13 protein-coding genes and 2 pseudogenes are annotated in these 17,122 nt (G+C 62.8%); 10 read left to right on the top strand and 5 right to left on the bottom strand.

The window, feature by feature from the left end; all coding sequences use genetic code 11:
* Positions 1 to 30 precede the first annotated feature (30 nt).
* Positions 31 to 1,602, top strand: a complete 1,572-nt coding sequence (gene tnpC, locus HB778_RS36965; protein ID WP_183454979.1) for an IS66 family transposase — start codon at positions 31 to 33, stop codon at positions 1,600 to 1,602.
* A 30-nt stretch (positions 1,603 to 1,632) separates the two neighbouring features.
* Here tnpC and HB778_RS36970 read toward each other — a convergent pair whose 3' ends face one another.
* A complete protein-coding gene (locus tag HB778_RS36970; RefSeq protein WP_183465561.1) occupies positions 1,633 to 1,851 on the bottom strand; it encodes an EAL domain-containing protein in 219 nt (72 codons plus the stop codon).
* Positions 1,852 to 1,887: 36 nt separating this feature from the next.
* Between HB778_RS36970 and HB778_RS36975 the strand changes: the two are divergent.
* A pseudogene (locus HB778_RS36975) lies at positions 1,888 to 2,083 on the top strand (cold-shock protein).
* Between the two features lie 74 nt (positions 2,084 to 2,157).
* A complete protein-coding gene (locus tag HB778_RS36980; protein WP_183454995.1) occupies positions 2,158 to 2,409 on the top strand; it encodes a hypothetical protein in 252 nt (83 codons plus the stop codon).
* Between the two features lie 99 nt (positions 2,410 to 2,508).
* On the opposite strand, the gene HB778_RS36985 is transcribed toward HB778_RS36980, so the two are convergent.
* Both HB778_RS36985 and HB778_RS36990 read right to left on the bottom strand, forming a co-directional pair.
* On the bottom strand, positions 2,509 to 2,727 hold the full coding sequence (locus HB778_RS36985; RefSeq protein WP_095775687.1) for a hypothetical protein: 219 nt from the start codon (positions 2,725 to 2,727) through the stop codon (positions 2,509 to 2,511).
* A 194-nt stretch (positions 2,728 to 2,921) separates the two neighbouring features.
* Complete coding sequence (locus tag HB778_RS36990) at positions 2,922 to 3,164, bottom strand: DUF982 domain-containing protein (RefSeq protein WP_095775686.1); 243 nt, start codon at positions 3,162 to 3,164, stop codon at positions 2,922 to 2,924.
* Positions 3,165 to 3,569: 405 nt separating this feature from the next.
* Here HB778_RS36990 and HB778_RS36995 point away from each other — a divergent pair, with 405 nt between their 5' ends.
* From HB778_RS36995 to HB778_RS37010, 4 genes are all read left to right on the top strand, one after another.
* Positions 3,570 to 4,766 carry a DUF932 domain-containing protein gene (locus HB778_RS36995; RefSeq protein WP_183454994.1) on the top strand — a complete coding sequence of 399 codons (1,197 nt, stop codon included), beginning with the start codon at positions 3,570 to 3,572 and terminating at the stop codon, positions 4,764 to 4,766.
* Between the two features lie 285 nt (positions 4,767 to 5,051).
* The gene (locus HB778_RS37000) at positions 5,052 to 7,202 is read left to right on the top strand and encodes a ParB/RepB/Spo0J family partition protein (protein ID WP_183465562.1); all 2,151 of its coding nucleotides are present in this window, start codon (positions 5,052 to 5,054) and stop codon (positions 7,200 to 7,202) included.
* A gap of 107 nt (positions 7,203 to 7,309) precedes the next feature.
* Positions 7,310 to 7,714 carry a hypothetical protein gene (locus tag HB778_RS37005; protein ID WP_244662052.1) on the top strand — a complete coding sequence of 135 codons (405 nt, stop codon included), beginning with the start codon at positions 7,310 to 7,312 and terminating at the stop codon, positions 7,712 to 7,714.
* A gap of 132 nt (positions 7,715 to 7,846) precedes the next feature.
* Entirely contained in the window at positions 7,847 to 8,446 is a 600-nt protein-coding gene (locus HB778_RS37010; protein WP_183454992.1) for a DUF1419 domain-containing protein, read from the top strand.
* A gap of 181 nt (positions 8,447 to 8,627) precedes the next feature.
* On the opposite strand, the gene HB778_RS37015 is transcribed toward HB778_RS37010, so the two are convergent.
* Positions 8,628 to 9,023, bottom strand: coding sequence for a hypothetical protein (locus tag HB778_RS37015; protein WP_038654673.1), 396 nt, complete (start codon positions 9,021 to 9,023; stop codon positions 8,628 to 8,630).
* Positions 9,024 to 9,534: 511 nt separating this feature from the next.
* Between HB778_RS37015 and HB778_RS37020 the strand changes: the two genes are divergently transcribed.
* Complete coding sequence (locus HB778_RS37020; RefSeq protein ID WP_183455047.1) at positions 9,535 to 9,999, top strand: transposase; 465 nt, start codon at positions 9,535 to 9,537, stop codon at positions 9,997 to 9,999.
* A gap of 42 nt (positions 10,000 to 10,041) precedes the next feature.
* Here HB778_RS37020 and HB778_RS37025 read toward each other — a convergent pair.
* A pseudogene (locus HB778_RS37025) lies at positions 10,042 to 11,229 on the bottom strand (DUF1173 domain-containing protein); the annotation flags it as partial.
* 184 nt (positions 11,230 to 11,413) lie between these two features.
* On the opposite strand from HB778_RS37025, the gene HB778_RS43665 reads away from it, so the two are divergent.
* Both HB778_RS43665 and HB778_RS37030 read left to right on the top strand, forming a co-directional pair.
* Positions 11,414 to 11,545 carry a hypothetical protein gene (locus HB778_RS43665; protein WP_432421287.1) on the top strand — a complete coding sequence of 44 codons (132 nt, stop codon included), beginning with the start codon at positions 11,414 to 11,416 and terminating at the stop codon, positions 11,543 to 11,545.
* 36 nt (positions 11,546 to 11,581) lie between these two features.
* Positions 11,582 to 17,047: a strawberry notch-like NTP hydrolase domain-containing protein gene (locus HB778_RS37030; protein WP_432421288.1), complete on the top strand. Its 5,466-nt coding sequence runs from the start codon at positions 11,582 to 11,584 to the stop codon at positions 17,045 to 17,047.
* Positions 17,048 to 17,122: the final 75 nt, after the last annotated feature.

Raw genomic sequence — 17,122 nt, forward strand, 5'->3', positions numbered from 1 at the left:
GCGTCGGTGCGGTTCAGATTCAAAACTACGATGAATCGACCTGGCGAACCGACTGTTGAGGAGTTGATGGCGCGCATTGCTGCGCTGCAGGCGCAGAACCGCCAGCTCGCAGAACGCGTGGCCAAGCTCGAGGAAGAGTTGGCGCTAGCGCGGCTGCATCGTTTTGCGCCGAAGAGCGAAAAGCACGTTGATCGCCTCTTCAATGAAGCCGAACAGATTGCCGATGAAGACGACGCCGGCAGCGAAGATGGCAATGTCGTCGACCTGCCGGACACCGGCTTTCCGTCCACCGAAAAGCCGGAGGGAAAGAAGCGTGGCCGCAAGCCTCTGCCGGAACACCTGCCGCGCGAGCGCGTCGAGTATGACCTTGCCGACGGTCAGAAGGCCTGTCCTTGCTGCCGCCACCAGATGCATCGCATGGGTGAGGCCGTCACCGAGCAGCTCCATATCGAGGTGAAGGCGAAGGTCCTGCAGAATGTGCGGTTCAAGTATGCATGCCGCCATTGCGACCGGACCGGCATCAATACGCCTGTTGTCATTGCCCCGATGCCCGCGCAGCCCTTGCCGGGCAGCATCGCCACGGCCTCGACGCTGGCCTTTGCGCTCGTCCACAAATATGTCGATGGCACGCCGCTCTACCGTCTGGCCCAGGCCTTCGAGCGTGCCGGCGTTCCCGTCAGCCGCGGCGCTCTGGGCCATTGGGTGATCGGATCGAGCGAGAGGCATCTCTCCCGCATCTATGATGCCCTGAAGCTACGGCTTCGGTCACAACCGCTCATCCATGGTGACGAGACGACGGTCCAGGTCCTGAAGGAAAAGGACAGGGAAGCCACCAGCACATCCTTCATGTGGGCGTATCGGAGTGGAGAGGACAGCGACGAACCGATCGTGCTGCTCGACTATCAGCCCGGCCGCGGCCAGATCTATCCGCAGGCCTTCCTCGGTGATTACCGCGGCATCCTGATGAGCGATGGCTATACCGCCTGGCGCACGCTGGCAGGAGCGACCCATCTGGGGTGCATGGCCCATTCCAGACGTCGCTTCGTCGATGCACTGAAGACCAGAAAGAAAGGCGGCGGCCCGCCGGAGCAGGCGCTGAAGTTCTTCGAAAAGCTCTACCGGATTGAAAGCCAGACGCGCAACGAAAAGCCGGACAAGGGCGAAACGCGACATCAATGCATCCGCCGTTTCCGCCAGCAACACAGCGTCCCCATCATGAACGCTCTCAAGGCATGGCTCGACGACATAGCCCCGAAGGTCCTGCCCGACAGCAAGATCGGCGACGCCGTGTCCTACACCCTGAACCAGTGGGAGTACCTGACGCGCTACACCGAAGACGGCAGGATGCCGATCGACAACAACCTGCTTGAGCGCGACATCAGGATTTTTGCCACTGGAAGAAAGAGTTGGCTGTTCAGCGACACTGTGGACGGAGCCAGGGCCAGTGCCGTCGTCTACAGCCTCATGCTGACATGCCGAGCATGCGGCATCGAGCCCTTGGCCTATTTGCGCCACGTCCTCACGGAATTGCCGCAGCGCGCGGACAATGCCGACATCACCGATCTCTTGCCATTCAACTTCGCCAAAACCGCCGCTACTTGATCCGATGCAACTGGCCGACAACGACCCCGGTCAAACGGGCCGCGTCAACGCGCATGGAAATGAGCGCTTACCGTTGAAGGGCATGGCCCGGCCGAACAGGTAACCCTGGCCTTCGGGGCAGCCGAGACGACGAAGCGTCGCGGCCTGCTCTCCGCTCTCAATTCCCTCGGCGACGAGTTTGAGGCCAAAGCCCAGACCCAGGCTGACGATTGCCTTGACGATGGCTGCGTCGCCGGCGCGGGTCGCCATTCGGTCAACAAAGACGCGGTCGATCTTCAGACGCGTATGGCGACTGGAACGGTAAAGTGGTTCAACGCGACCAAGAGCTTTGGCTTCATTCAGCCCGACGGTGGTGGACAGGATGTTTTGTCATATTTCTGCTCTCGAGCGCGCTGGCGTGTCGACGCTCGTGGACGGCCAGAAGGTCAACTATAGGATAGAACAAGATCGGCGGACCGGCAACCTGAGCAAGGCTGGCTGAACCAGCCATGTGATTTAGGCAAGCGCATCAGGCACGCAAGCTTCAAGCTTCAGTGCACCAAGCGGATAGGTCTGGTGGCCTACCGGCGCGTCGTTGAAGTGTCATCTTTGCTAACCCATATGCGCGGTGCGTCGGATGTTTCATCCCATTCGTCTGGCGCGTTCCCCTCTGGAGGTTTTGACCTTCATACCTGGCCGGACCCTTGGTTCGGCCTTTTTCTTGCGCGCGAGAAACTGGAAAACTGGGGCGACGAAGTCCGGCCACTGATTGGCCATCCCGCTACCAAGATCGTCCAATATCGCGTTGCCGGTTCACCGGTGAACTGAGAACCATGGTCAGAGCTGTCAAGCCAACGGCTTATCTTCGCCAGCCCGGCAGGCGAAGACTTGTACATGGCCGCTTTCTCGGCCTGCCGGTCTCTCCGGTCATGCAGGCTTGTCGAAGACCATGGGCAATCCACGTTTAGACGCCATCTCGACGACCAGTTTTTCGATTGCTAGATCGGAAAGGCGGGTCTGCAGTGTCGTACGAATCCGCTTGACCAGTTCGTGCACCGGCAAAGGTGCGAGATCCTCGGCATCGTCGAGAAGCCGACTGACTTCAATCACAACGTCAGCATCGATGTCGCCCGGCAAATCTCGCATATCCCATCTCCGATCGCGTTACTTACGGTCTTCCTGACCAATGTCGCTTAAGATGAACGTCGGGTTGTTTCCCGCGATGGCAGGACTCGATGCTCTGTTGCCGGCTGAACAAATCCCGGTATCGCGGTGCTGACTTGAAGCTCAACTTTTCACAGCCACTTTCGAAGCCATTGAGGCTACTATCAATTTGGACCTCAGTCGCTGCGTAGGATGTTTGCTTCCAACGCCGCTGCGACGAAGGCCCGTCTCGCAACCGGCGTTTGAGCTTCACCGCGCAGAACCTGAAGACATGCATCCATAGCCAGTTTTCGCTTCGTCGTCTGATGGGGGAAACTGCGCAGCAGGATCGCGGCTGCGTCGTTCACGTCGAATATGACGCGCTCACGCTCCTGCCGGCCAACTTGCACCACCACGGGCCGGACGAACCTGCTCGACATGCAATTACACTTTCAATTCAGACCATGACACGGACTTCGCGTATCATGACGTTGGGTCAGTTTATACAGGTATTGGCTAGGCACCGAAGAGAAACAATCTCGAGAGAAGTTGCCTGTCCAATTTCAGCAGGCCGCTACCTCAACCCGGATTGCCTCGGTCTTCTCGCGCAAGGAGCACAGCGGAATTCTGTAGCGTCCGGAAGGTGCAGCGGCGCTTGGTCCTAGGCTCGGGCTTTCCAGAAGGCCGGGCCTTCTTTCCTGGTTGCAAGCCTTGAAGAGGCCGCTGCCGCAATGGCGACGCTTCTAGGGGCGCGGGGTGCCGGGAGAGAAAAAGGGCGGGCGGGTTGCGGTGACGGGTAAAGGTTCGGGAGAGAGTCTTCCGGCGCCCGCCCAGGAGCGACACCCATGACCCAGATGGAAATTCACACGCCAAAGCGCAACGAGCGTGGCGGTTACAAGGTTGACGTCAGCCGCGGCCAGCGCATCGGCCGCGTCTCGTCAGAATGGTTCAACCGGCCGGCGGACGAGCGATACCTGTCGCTCACCGACCTCCGGAATTCGGTGAAGAGCCGATCGGAGCCCAGCAAGACCCGCATCGTCGAAAGTGAGCTGATCCGCGTCGAGGCCAGCCGCGACGATCCGGAGCGCCTGAGACTAATGCTGCCCGATGCGCGTGCGCCTGTCGCCCCCACGCATTGGAGTTTTGGCCAACTCGCCAGCCTGGTCGGCGCGCCGGCCACTTATCTGCGCCAGCTTCCGGCCCCGCTCGCGGCAATCAACCTTCAGCACGGTCTCCTCAACCACCGCGCCGAGCAGGTGAAGACGCTGGAAATTGAGAACGGACGCCTCGAGCTGCGGGCGGTAACAGGCCCTGACTATGGCAGAATATATGACTCAGAGCTGGTGGACGCCGTGCAAAAGGTCGCCGGCAACGGTACAGGAGACACGCGCTGGAAGGTCCCCGGAGTGCTCGACTGGTCGACAGGGATCTACAATCCGCACGTCGACATCTCCAGCGATACCACCACGCTCTACGCGTCTGATCGCGATATCTTTGTCTTCCTCGTCGACGATCTGAACCCGATCGAGGCCGGGCGGCTGCCGAATGGGGAACCGGATCTCTATTTCCGCGGCTTCTACTGCTGGAATTCCGAAGTCGGAGCTCGCACCCTCGGGATCGCCAGCTTCTATCTGCGCGCGGTTTGTCAGAATCGCAATCTGTGGGGGGTCGAAGATTTCGAGGAAATCACCATCCGCCATTCAAAATACGCGGCCTCCCGTTTCGCCCTCGAAGCCGAACCAGCCCTGATCCAGTTTGCCGATTCCTCCCCCATGCCGTTCGTCAACGGCATCAAGACCGCGCGGCAACGGATCGTTGCCAGAGACGACGAAGAGCGCCTGAGCTTCCTGCGCAAGCGGGGCTTCTCCAAGTCCGAGACCACTAAGATCATCGATACTGTGCTGCTTGAGGAAGGCCGGCCGCCAGAATCGATTTTCGATTTCGTGCAGGGCATCACGCGGGTCGCGCGGGACAAGTCGCATCAGGATGTCCGCCTGGAAATGGAGGGCAAGGCCAAGAAGCTTCTCGATTTCGCCGCCTGATCCTTTGCGGAGCCCAGCGGCGAAAACTCTCGTCGCCGGCCTCGCCTCCGCGCAGTCTCCATCAATCCCCAGCGCCGTCCTCCGAAGCAAGAGGACGGCGCTTTTTTCGTGGGAGAACCGTGACGCCAACATGCTGCAGGCCCCTCGGGCGGCTCGGTCGCGTCGAGATCCGCGAGCCGGGGTCAGGTCGGCGTGAGGCCTGGAGGCGGAGGGGGAGGGGAGGGTTCTGACGGGCTTGGAGGTTCGGGGAGAGGCCCCGGGCCGCCCGTCATGGAGAACCTGACCATGGCAAAGAACGCCATTCAGAAGATCGCGATGAACGCTGCGGAGAATATTCCCTATGACAGGCTGATGCTGTCGCAGAAGAATGTTCGGCGCATCAAGGACGGGGTGTCGATCGAGCAGCTGGCCGAAGACATCGGACGGCGAAAGCTGATCCAGAGCCTGAACGTACGTCCCGTGCTCGACGGCGAGGGCGAGGAGACCGGCACGTTCGAGGTGCCCGCCGGCGGCCGGCGTTATCTCGCGCTCGGCATCCTCATCAAGCAAAAGCGCCTGGCGAAGAACGAGCCGATCCCCTGCATCGTCAACCGCGGGCAGGAGACCTCGGCCGAGGAGGATTCGCTTGCCGAAAACCTGCGGCGCGCCGACCTGCACCCGCTCGATCAGTTTCGGGCCTTCAAGACGCTCAGCGATCAGGGCCTCGATCCGGAGGAGATCGGCGCCCGCTTCTTCGTATCGCCGGCGACGGTGAGGCAGCGCCTGCGGCTGGCCTCGGTGTCACCGAAACTTCTCGATCTCTACGAGAAGGACGAAATCCGGCTCGAACAGATCATGGCGTTTTCGATCTCCGACGATCACGCGCGCCAGGAACAGGTCTGGGAGCGGATTGCCAGCTCGCACACGCAGGAACCATACTACATCAGGCGCCTGCTGACGGAGACGACGGTGCGGGCCGATGATCGCCGTGCCGTCTATGTCGGTGCCGAAGCCTATGAAGCGGCTGGAGGCGTCGTCCTTCGCGACCTGTTCGAGCAGGATTCCGGCGGCTGGTTCCAGGATGCCGCGCTCCTCGAGCAGCTTGTCTTCGACAGGCTGAAGGTGGATGCCGAGGCGATCCGCGCCGAAGGCTGGAAATGGGTCGAGGCGGCGATCAGCTTTCCCTATGGCCACACCTCCGGCATGCGGCGCATCTACGCCGAGGCGCAGGAGCTCAGCGCCGAGGAGATCGAACGCTACGAGGCGCTGAAGGCCGAATACGACAAGCTGGATGCGGACTATGCCGAGGCAGAGGAGACCGACGAGGCAATCGAGGCGAAGCTTGACCAACTGGGTGCCGAGCTCGATGCGATCGATGATCGTCCTCAAAGCTACGATCCCGGCCAGAAGACCATTGCCGGGGTGTTCGTTATGCTTGCCGCGAACGGTAAGCCCCAGGTCGACGCCGGTTTCGTTCGGTCCGAGGACGAGCCGCGGCCCGAAACCAGCGACGTCGATGAGGGCGAGGAAGGGGGCACCGAGGGCCAAACCCGATCCAATGGCGACGACGACGGCGATGGCGTTGTCGTCAACGGCCAGCCGGTGAACGACGCCTCTGGCGACGACGGCGAGGACGATGGCATCAAGCCCCTCCCTGATCGGCTCGTCTTCGACCTGACGGCGCAGCGCACGCTGGCGCTACGCAACGCGCTCGCCGGCGACGTCGATATCGCCATCATCGCCGCACTCCATGCCTTCGTCCTGCAGGTCTTCTATCGCTTCGCGCCGAACACGTGCCTGGAGATCTGCATGAAGAGCGGCAGCTTCAGCCAGGTTGACGGTCTTGCCGAGACCTCCTGGGCCAAGGAGATCGCCGAGCGGCACGAAGCCTGGGACCGCGATTTGCCCGATGAGGCGGAAGGCCTGTGGGACTTCCTTCTCGGCCTCGATGAAGCAAGCCGCAAGGCGCTTTTCGCGCACTGCGTCTCGCTGACCCTCAATGCGGTGGTCGAACCCTGGAACAGGCGAGCGAAGGCGCTCGAGCATGTAGACGTGCTTGGCCGCTCGCTCCAGTTCGACATGGTCGACGCCGGCTGGACGCCCACGGTCGAGTTCCTCGGGAGGCTCACCAAGGCGCGGATTCTACAGGCTGTCCGTGAAGCGCGTGGCGCAGACTCCGCGCAGCTGATCGACCACATGAAGAAGGACATCATGGCCCGTGAAGCTGCCCGTCTTCTCGAAGGCTCGAACTGGCTGCCAGAGCCGCTGCGCGTTGAGGTCGATGAAGTGTCTGCCGATGCTGGCGACGCGGCCGCCAGCGAGATGTCGGACGAGGCGGCTCTCGACGGCGATGCCGCCGAGCTGCCGGCCTTCCTCGCCGACGATGCGGATCCGTCCTCCAATAAGCCGGTGACCATAGACAGCGACGAGGCCGACCACCTTCAGGCCGCCGAATAGCCGGCCTCACGCTCGCACCGGGCCCGGCACTCCCGCCGGGCCCAATCCAGTTCCAACTCACCCTCAAGCCCGGGATCGCCACAGCGCGCCCGGGGAGTTTTTGTTTCATGGAGATCGACATGTTCGACTGGAAAAGATCCTGCTCCTACGACGAGCAGCAGAAGAGACGTTTCCACACCACAGCCCGTTCACGGCTGAAGAAACTCGCCGCCGAACTCGCGCTGCCGCAGGGAAGCTTCGACCTGCGCTCCAACAGGGCGGGCATCGCCGTTTGCGGTGAAATTACCCTGCACCACGACGACGCCTACATCCAGGTCGGCCAGTTCGGTTTGTCCTCAGGTCACGGTATCCTGATCCGCACCTGCAAGGGCCGTAAAGACTACATCGGCGGGGCCAACCACTTCGTCGCACTCGGCATGCTCGACGATATCCCGGCGCTCGCCGCCGCCGTCCGTGCCATCACCGGGGTTGGTCGAGACGCTTCGTGTTCCTCCGAGCGACGCGCCGCCTAAACTCCTGCAAACCCCATCATCGCCAGTGCACGTGCCGGCCGCAGGCTCGGCCCGTCGCCAGCCACAACACAGCAAGCAGTTGCCATGGCGCGGCGATGCCGCGCGTGGCCGACTTGCCTTGAGGAGAACCTCATGACCGCACATCCACCCTTCAGGAAGGTGCTCGACGGCGTCGCCACCCGCGAGCAGATGTTCCAACTGTTCAGCCGCCACAAAGACACTCCCGGCATCGATCCCAATTCCGGCACTCCCTATTCAGGCGAGTGGTTTGAGATCACCGCGTCCGAATACCACTTCATGCTAGATTTGTTGCCGCCGCTCTTCATGCGCACCGGCATGTTGGGAATGTCGGAGTATAAGGCGGGCAACGTGACCAGCGTATTCTTCGCGATCCGGATCCGGGGCCGCGAGCGCTGGTTTCATGGCTTCTGCGATCTCACGGATCGGCAGTCGCCAGACAAGATGCGCGCCGCCACCATCGCCCACGAGACCGGCGCGAGCGACAGCATGACCCGCGCGGAAAAGCTCGAGGCGATCTGGAACATAACCCCTGTCGAGCTCAGGGGGACCGCCCGCAATGCAGACCCCGAGACCGGGTGGGCCGAACATAGCGGCAAACGCACGATTCTCGTTAACGCCGGAAGGCATGATGCTGCCTTCAGGCTGCTCGATGATCTGTCGGATCTCGAGATCGACGAATTCCTGTCCAGAGTGCGATTGCGTCGGAGCTGACAAAGGAAGGCGACGATGGGCATCTATAAGAAACGCGCTTCGGCGGCGAAAGTCTCCATCACGGTGACCGACTTTCGCTCAATGGATGCACCCGCGTCCATCCTCAGCTGTTAAGACCTTCGAGACCGCATGGCCAACTGCCCCGAGGATACAAGCATCCGGTCCTCAGCAAAACTTGGGGTCAGTGCCTGCCACGCGGGAGGTATCCGGCATTGCGTAAAGCGCCGATGAACAGGCTGGCCGGGCCGGCGATACTCGTCCTGGCCTGCGCTGCGAGCGGCAGCGTGTTCCAGTCCTCCAACGGAGCGATAAAGCTGGAGAAAGTGCCATTGACCATGCAATGGCTGGTCAACAAGCCCTGCTTATCCAGCACCAGAACCCCTGTCTGATTACTTGGATACCGGATGGCGGCGACGCGCTGAAGTTCCATGTCGCCATCGATGCGCAAATTGAAAAGCACAACGCCCAGGCTTCTGTGGGCGACTTCCGCGACTTTTTCCGCGAAAGGAACAGAAAGCGCACGAACGCTGTCGACCGCCATCCCGAAAACAAGCGCGTCCAGCTCATCCGCCGCCATGAGAAGATTAGTTCCCAAGAATATAAGGATTGCAATCGGTCCAGCCGGATTGTGCACAGTCATCGCACTCGGCCGGCTAGACGCCTGAGCATCGCGTGTATGAGGCAGCGCTCTCTCGGTAGGCATGTTTGCCCCCGTTCATTGAGCCGATTGCCCTAGGCCCATGACACACCGCTTGCTCGTTGCGGGGCTTCTCCGATAAAGCACGGCGAAAGCGATATGATACGTCGGGTACTCGCTAACCCAAACTGCGACTTGGCTTGCAAGTCATGCTCACATCAAGGAACAGACTATGAAGCGCCAGATCCGGCCATTCATCGTGGAACTGAAACAGAGGCGCGGTAAGCAGAAGCCAAGCCATTCGATCTGGGGCGATCTCGACCTCCCCAAGATTGCCACGGAGATGACGCAGCCGGGCTATGCTGCTCCGCTCCCAAATTCGGAGGTCATTGACTTCAGTATAAGACCCCTTGATGCTGAAGAAGGGGATAAACCACAAGCGGAGTATATGATGGCCGATTTTCAGGACGCCCAGACTGTTCAGACGACAGTAGCCCCAGCCAAAGTGGAAGTGCCTGAATCCAAGAAGAAAGTTCCGCGAGCAAAGAAAGCGAAGGCAGAGCTCGTAAAGCCGGTCCGCAAGAACGGAGCGAAACCTGCGCCCCCGGCCGCGGAAGCGCCGGTGGCAGCGAAGACCGTCCGCAAGACATATTCCGAGAAGGAACGCTCCCAGAAGCTTGCCCAGATCGAGAAATCGATCGCTGCCGGCGCGACCAGCAAGATTGCGGTCGGCCAGGCCGGCATATCGGAGCAGACCTACTATTATTGGAAGAGGGCTGCCGCACCTTCCTCTGACAGCGGCGATCTCCGTGATCTTGTCGCGCTCGAAGAAGAAAACAAACGTCTCAAGAACCTGCTTGCCGACCGTCTGCGCAAGGAAAATGCCGAGCTCAAGAAGAAGCTCGGCCTGACCTAGGGCATACTGAGGCGCGTTGGAAATTCCGCCCGACGCTAAAAGGGGTAGCGGCGGCATATCGCCTTCGCCGACCCGCCACACCCAGGAGCCGATCTCCGGTCGCGCGGCGATCATTTCGTCGAGCGACGCTTCGTAGTTTTCGTCCGCTCCGGCCGGAACGACAAAGAGCGCTATCGGGTCGTCCCTGTTCTGAAGCAATGCATTGGCGATCGGCTGGTCGGGTTGCAGGTCAAAGCGCAATCCCTTCACGCTCTTCTCGCGAAGGCGGGCGAGCCCATCGACGAGCCTTTTCTCCGGGACCGTCTCGTAAGGAATCCAGTTCTCGGAGACCACCATCAACGCAATCTCCTCGACAATGGCGAGGCCGGCCGGGTTCAGTCCGAAGGTCGCGATCACCATCAGATGTGAGTTCGGATCCGCTGCCCACAGCGACAATTCTCTCTCGAAACGTGCCTGCAAACGGCGGTGCAATGCATCGTCGATCATGAAGGGAAAACCGGGCAAATGCCTGATGACGAGTTTCTGACCGGAGCGGGCGGGCACGATCTCCTTCACCTCGCCGACCAGGACGAGCAACTTTCGGGGGCCGGATTTCGGCGGGAGCGCCGTGCCGAGAACCGCGTTGCGACGCTGCTCAATGGCTTGCTTGTTCTCGGCCCGAAACGGCTCGGGCACGAACAGGATATCGGCGAGTGGTCCGCCCCTCACTGTCATTTGCCCGGCTGCCTCGAGCAGATGCCAACGGACATTCCACCAATGCCGTTTGCCGGCCCACCTCGATGTCCAGACAGTCAATTCAGCCTCGTGCCAGAGATAATGAAGCAGGCCACGCAGCGACATCCTCCTGGGATCGGCCGTTACGCTGGCGGAACTTTGCCCCGCAGGCACCGATGCCGCGCGGCTCCCTGTCTTCGACAGGCTGAAGTCCAACTTGAGGGCGGCCAAGCCGTTTTGCGGATCGAGCTGTATCGCACTGCCCATCAAGGCGCCCAGCCCGGACAGTTCGTAAGGTGATTCATAGGAATCACAGGATGGATCATGCCCGCCGCCGCTAAGCGGCATGCGCTTGATCAGGTGAAGGTCGCCGATGCGGGCGATGTACATCGGGCAGCCCGGCTCGCGGCACAGGCATAGCGGACGCTCGGTGCGGGCATAGGCGTTCGCCAGAGCCGCCTGCAGGTCAGGCGCTGCCTCCTCGTAGACCGCACTGCCAATTCTAAACCGTCGCATCCCCTCCACAGCTCCAGGTCGCGCCGCATCCCTGTCCGGGCATTCAAGTCTGGCTTTGCGCGGAGCGCAACCCCTTTGGTGCATCGGCGCCAGAGGGAGAGGGGAGGCGGGAAGATTGGGGCCCGGCTGGTGCGGAGAGAGTGCCGGCCCGGGCGCCACTCCCCCTCTCGCGAAGGACATCTCCATGAACATTGTTTCGACCACCTCGACCATTGGCCGGACGGCCGCTTCCCTCGCCGCGCCGGCACAAGACGCCATCGACACCGCCCAGGCGATCTATCAGGCGGCAATGCTGCTTCTGCCGTCTCTCGAATAGGGCAAGCCTGTCACCACCGCCGCACTGCGCACCGCCATGACGACCAGTTTTGACGGCAGCGATGCGCAAGGGTTCTGGGTCTGGAAGAACGCTTATGAGGCGCTCGAAGTCGCCCAGGTGCTGTTTCTGCGCCGGTTCGGTCCGGCGATCTTGTCGCGGTCGAGCACGCCTCAGGCAATGCTGGCGATGATGAGGCGCATCGCGGAACTTCTTCCCACCCACACGCGGCGCTCCGACGAGAGCCAGGCCATGCAGCAGCTCTCCACGCCCTTGCCGCTGGCTTTCGTCACGGCGCACGCCGCGGCGATCGCATCTTGCGACCTCGTTCTCGAACCCTCGGCCGGCACCGGTCTGCTCGCCGTCCACGCCGAGATGGCGCGCGCCTCGATCGCCCTCAATGAGCTTGCCGCGACGCGGGCCGATCTCCTCGGACTGCTGTTTCCAAGGGTCCCCGTCTCGCGGCACGACGCAGCCCATATCGACGATCATCTCGACGCGGCCATCGAGCCGTCCGTTGTGCTGATCAATCCACCGTTCAGCGTCGGCGCCTATGTCGACGGCCATGTCACTGACGCGGCATGGCGGCACCTCTCTTCCGCATTCGCACGCCTGCGCGCTGGCGGGCGCCTGGTCGCCATCACCGGCACCGGGCTGTGTCCGGAAAACCCCAAATGGCGGCCGGCTTTCGAACAACTGCAGCAACAGGGCACCATTGTCTTTACCGCGGCGATCGACGGCCGTGTCTACGCCCGCCATGGCACCACCACTGAGACCCGCCTGACAATTATCGACAAGGTACCGGCCGCCGAACCGAAAAACTTCGTCCGGTCGCCCGGCAAGGCCACTGATGTCGAAACGCTGCTCGCCTGGATCACGGCTCTGCCGCCCCGGACACCGGGCGGCTTTCCGGATTCGATCGGCGCACTGTCCAACGGCATCCCGCGCAATGCCGCCATGCATATGGGCGGCCGATCGGGGGCGAGAGCCGCCCTCCTCGGTGTCTCAACGGGTGCTCCAAAGGCCATCCAACCGGTCCGTACGATGGCACGAGCGAAGCCCGCCAGCCAGGTCAAGGCAAACAGCACGCCGGTGGCCCCCCTCGCCTATGAGCTGCGCGACTGGATGCCGGAAGAGGGCGGGCGGCTCACCGACACTATCTACGAACCCTACGCGCTACAGTCGATCGACATTCCCCGCGCAAAGCCGCATCCGACGCCGCTCGTGCAGTCGGCCGCAATGGCCGCCGTCGCGCCACCAAAACCTTCCTATCGGCCGCTTCTTCCTGATGCGATCATCGACGAGGGCCTGCTGTCGGACGCCCAGCTCGAAAGCGTCGTCTATGCCGGCGAAGCCGATTGCGGCCATCTCGCCGGCACCTGGACGGTTGACGAGACCTGCGATGTCGTCTCGGCCGCACCAGAAGGGGCTGCGAACGCTGTCCGCTTCCGCCGTGGATGGTTTTTGGGTGACGGAACCGGCTGCGGCAAGGGACGGCAAGTCGCAGGCATCATCCTCGACAATTGGCTGCAGGGGCGCCGCCGTGCGATCTGGATTTCCAAGTCGGACAAGCTACTGGAAGATGCCCAGCGCGATTGGGCGGCACTTGGTCAGGAAAAACTTCTCGTCCAGCCGCTGTCGCGTTTTCGCCAGGGCACGCCGATCCGCCTTGCCGAGGGCATCCTGTTCACAACCTACGCGACGCTCCGCTCGCAGGAGCGGGAAGGCAAGAAATCCCGGATCGCCCAGATCCTCGACTGGGTTGGCCAAGAGGCGGGGAGGGCCGAAGGCCCGACAGGGAACGGAGAAGAGTCGGCAGGGAGGGCCGAAAGCCAGACAGGAATTGGAGAAAACCCGTCGGGGGCGAAAAAATCTTTCGATGGCGTCATCGTCTTCGACGAGGCCCACGCCATGGCCAACGCCGCTGGCGGCAAAAGCGAGCGTGGCGACGTCGCCCCGTCGCAGCAAGGAAAGGCGGGACTGCGGTTGCAGCACGCCCTTCCCGACGCGCGCGTCGTCTACGTCTCGGCAACCGGCGCCACCGCTGTCGAGAACCTGGCCTATGCGCAGCGCCTCGGCATCTGGGGCAGCGAGGATTTTCCCTTCGCCAACCGCGCCGAATTCGTCGCCGCGATCGAGGATGGCGGTGTCGCGGCGATGGAAGTACTCGCCCGCGATCTCAAATCGCTCGGCCTCTATGCGGCGCGTTCGCTCTCTTATGACGAGGTCGAATACGACCTGCTCGAGCATGCACTGAGCGACGAACAGATCCGCATCTACAACGCCTATGCCGACGCGTTCCAGGTCATTCACAACAACCTGACCGCAGCACTCGAGGCGACCAACATCACCAGCAAGGCCGGCACGCTGAACCGCGACGCAAAATCGGCGGCGCGTTCAGCCTTTGAGAACACCAAGCAGCGCTTCTTCAGCCATCTCATCACCTCGATGATGGCGCCGACCCTGATCGGCGCGATAGAGCAGGACCGCGCCGACGGTCATTCGGCGGTCGTACAGATCGTCTCGACCGGCGAGGCGCTGATGGAACGACGCCTTGCCGAGATCCCGACCGAGGAATGGTCGGACCTGCATGTCGACATCACGCCGCGGGAATATGTCGGCGGGTACTTGATGCACTCCTTCCCGACCCAGTTGTTCGAGGAATATTCAGACGCGGAGGGCAACGTCTATTCGCGGCCTGTCCACGACGAAGATGGCAACCCGGTCCAGTGCCGGGACGCCGTTCGCCGGCGCGACGAGATGATCGAGCGGCTCGCGTCGTTGCCGCCGGTCGGCAGCGCGCTCGACCAGATAATCCATCACTTTGGCACCGACACCGTCGCCGAGGTGACCGGCCGCTCGCGCCGCATCGTCAAGAAGACCGGCCGCGACGGCGTCGACCGGCTTGCCGTCGAGAACCGCCAGGTCTCGGCCAACCTCGCCGAGACCCAGAGCTTCATGGACGACGACAAGAGCGTGCTGATCTTTTCGGATGCCGGCGGCACCGGCCGCTCCTATCATGCCGATCTTGGGGTGAAGAACCAGAGGCTGCGCAAACACTATCTGCTCGAGGCCGGCTGGCGCGCCGACAACGCCATCCAGGGTCTCGGACGGACCCACCCCACAAATCAGAAGCAACCGCCGTTGTTCCGGCCCATGGCCGCCAACGTGAAAGCCGGCAAGCGCTTCCTGTCGACCATCGCACGACGGCTCGACACGCTGGGCGCGATCACGCGTGGCCAGCGCCAGACCGGTGGGGCGGGGCTGTTCCGTGCCGAGGACAATCTGGAAAGCCCCTATGCACGGGCCGCACTTCGCCAATTTTACAGGCTGTTGCACCAGGGCAAGATCGAGGGCTGCTCGCTTTCGACCTTCGAGACCGCGACCGGACTGTCGCTGACGACCGACGAGGGCGGGTTGCGCGACGAGCTGCCGCCGATCACGACCTGGCTCAACCGCCTGCTGGCGCTGCGCATCGAGACCCAGAACCTGCTGTTCGAAGTGTTCGAGCAACTTATGACGGCTAAGGTCGAGGGCGCGATCGCTGCCGGCTCCTATGACAAAGGTCTGGAGACGATTGCGGCGGAGAGCATCGTCGTCACCGATCGTCGCACCGTCTACACGCATCCGGTCTCGGGCGCGCAGTCGCATGTGCTGACCGTCGCGCGCAAGGACCGTATGCGGCCGCTCGGCCTGGTCGACGCGCTGGCGATCGCCCGGGCCGAGCCGCAAGCGATCCTGTTGGTCAACACGCGGTCGAGCCGTGCGGCGATCCGGATGCCAACGGCGAGCCTGATGCTCGACGACGGCGCGATAGAGCACCGCGTGCGCCTGCTGCGGCCGACGGACGAGCTGCGCTACGGTCTCGACGCCCTTGCCGAAACCCACTGGCAGCCGGCCGACCGAAAACTGTTCTGCGACCTGTGGCAGGCAGAAGTCGCCGCCGTCCCGGAGTTCACCACCAGCACCTTTCACATCGTGACGGGTCTGCTGTTGCCGATCTGGCGTCGGCTGCCAGACCATGATTGTCAGGTCTACCGGATCCAGACCGATGCCGGCGAACGCATCATCGGCCGTCACATCGCGCCGGCGCTTGTCGCGACCATGTTCCGCAATCTGGGGCTCGACGATGTACCCAAGCTCGCGCCGGAAGATGCCTGGACCGGGCTTCGTGGAAGGCAGGATCGGGCTGCAACTCGCCGATGGCCTGATTCTGCGCCGCAGCCGGGTCATGAACGACTACCGTGTCGAATTGATTGGCTTCACCGACGCGATGGTCCCCCGGCTGAAGGCGCTGGGGCTGATCTCCGAGATCATCTCCTGGAAGCTGCGGCTGTTCATCCCGACGACCGCGCAAGGGTCCGCCATCCTCGCCTCCCTCTTCGACCGCCATACGCTTGGTCGGCGTCACCGACCGCACGTCGGCGGCTTGAGGGAGGCGATCATGACCGGCTCGGCCTCCGAGCTGGCACGCCGCCTTGGCGAAACATGCCGAGGCGGTGTGCCGCGAATATCTCTGCAACGGCCATCGCTCCGGCAATTACTGGATGGTCGGCGATGTCCGCAACACGCGCGGCCGGTTCCATGCATGTGCGGCTTAAGACGGTTGGCGGCAAGGCAGCCGGAAAATGGGTCGATGAGTCGTCGGGCGAATATGGCGACCTGCTTGACGTCATCGAGCAGAGCTGTGGTCTGGTCGACTTCCGCGAGGTCGCGGATGAAGCACGCCGCTTCCTCTCTATGCCGCTGCCACCGCCCCATCCCCTTGGCGCGCAGCGCCAACTTGCCGCGGCACGGGGCTCTCCCGACGCCGCGCGTCGCCTGTTCGGCATGTCGCAACCGATCGCCGGCACGTTGGCCGAACGCTATCTTGCCGGTCGTGGCATTCTGCTTTCAACGCATGAGCGCGCGCTGCGCTTCCATCCCGGCTGCTACTACAGGGATCTCGTTACGGGCGAGACGCAGACGCTGCCTGCCCTGATTGCCGCTGTCACCAGCCTCGACGGGCGTATCACCGGCCTGCAGCGCACTTACCTGTCCTCTGGGCTGCACCCGAGCGGCAAGGTCGGCAAGGCGCAACTCGCCGATCCACGCCGCTCGCTTGGGCATCTTTTTGGCAACGGCATCTGGCTAGGCCACCAGCCCGGTGAGCCCGTCCCGGTCATGGCCGCCGGCGAGGGCTTCGAGACGATGGCTTCGCTTAAGGTGGTGATGCCGGCGCTGCCGGCGGCGGCCGCCACCTCGGCCAATCACCTCGCCGGCCTGACGTTCCCGCCTGGCTGCCGTCGCCTCTACATCGCAGCCGATGCCGACGCCGCCGGCCGGCACGGCATCGAGCGTCTCAGCCAGCGCGCAGGCGACGCCGGGATCCTCGCCTTGGTGTTGCGGCCGCAGCTCGGCGACTTCAACGACGATCTGCGCCATCTCGGACCCGCCCATCTCGCGGCATGGCTCAGCGATCAGCTCGTCCCGGAGGATGCCCGTCTCTTTCTGCCGCCCGGATGAACGGCCCTGACCGGCAGGCGGGCAGGGGTGGCGTCACGGGGAGACTTGCAGGCATGGCGGCGGTCCGCCGGAGAG

This window comes from Mesorhizobium huakuii, from assembly GCF_014189455.1.
Lineage (GTDB): Bacteria > Pseudomonadota > Alphaproteobacteria > Rhizobiales > Rhizobiaceae > Mesorhizobium > Mesorhizobium huakuii_A.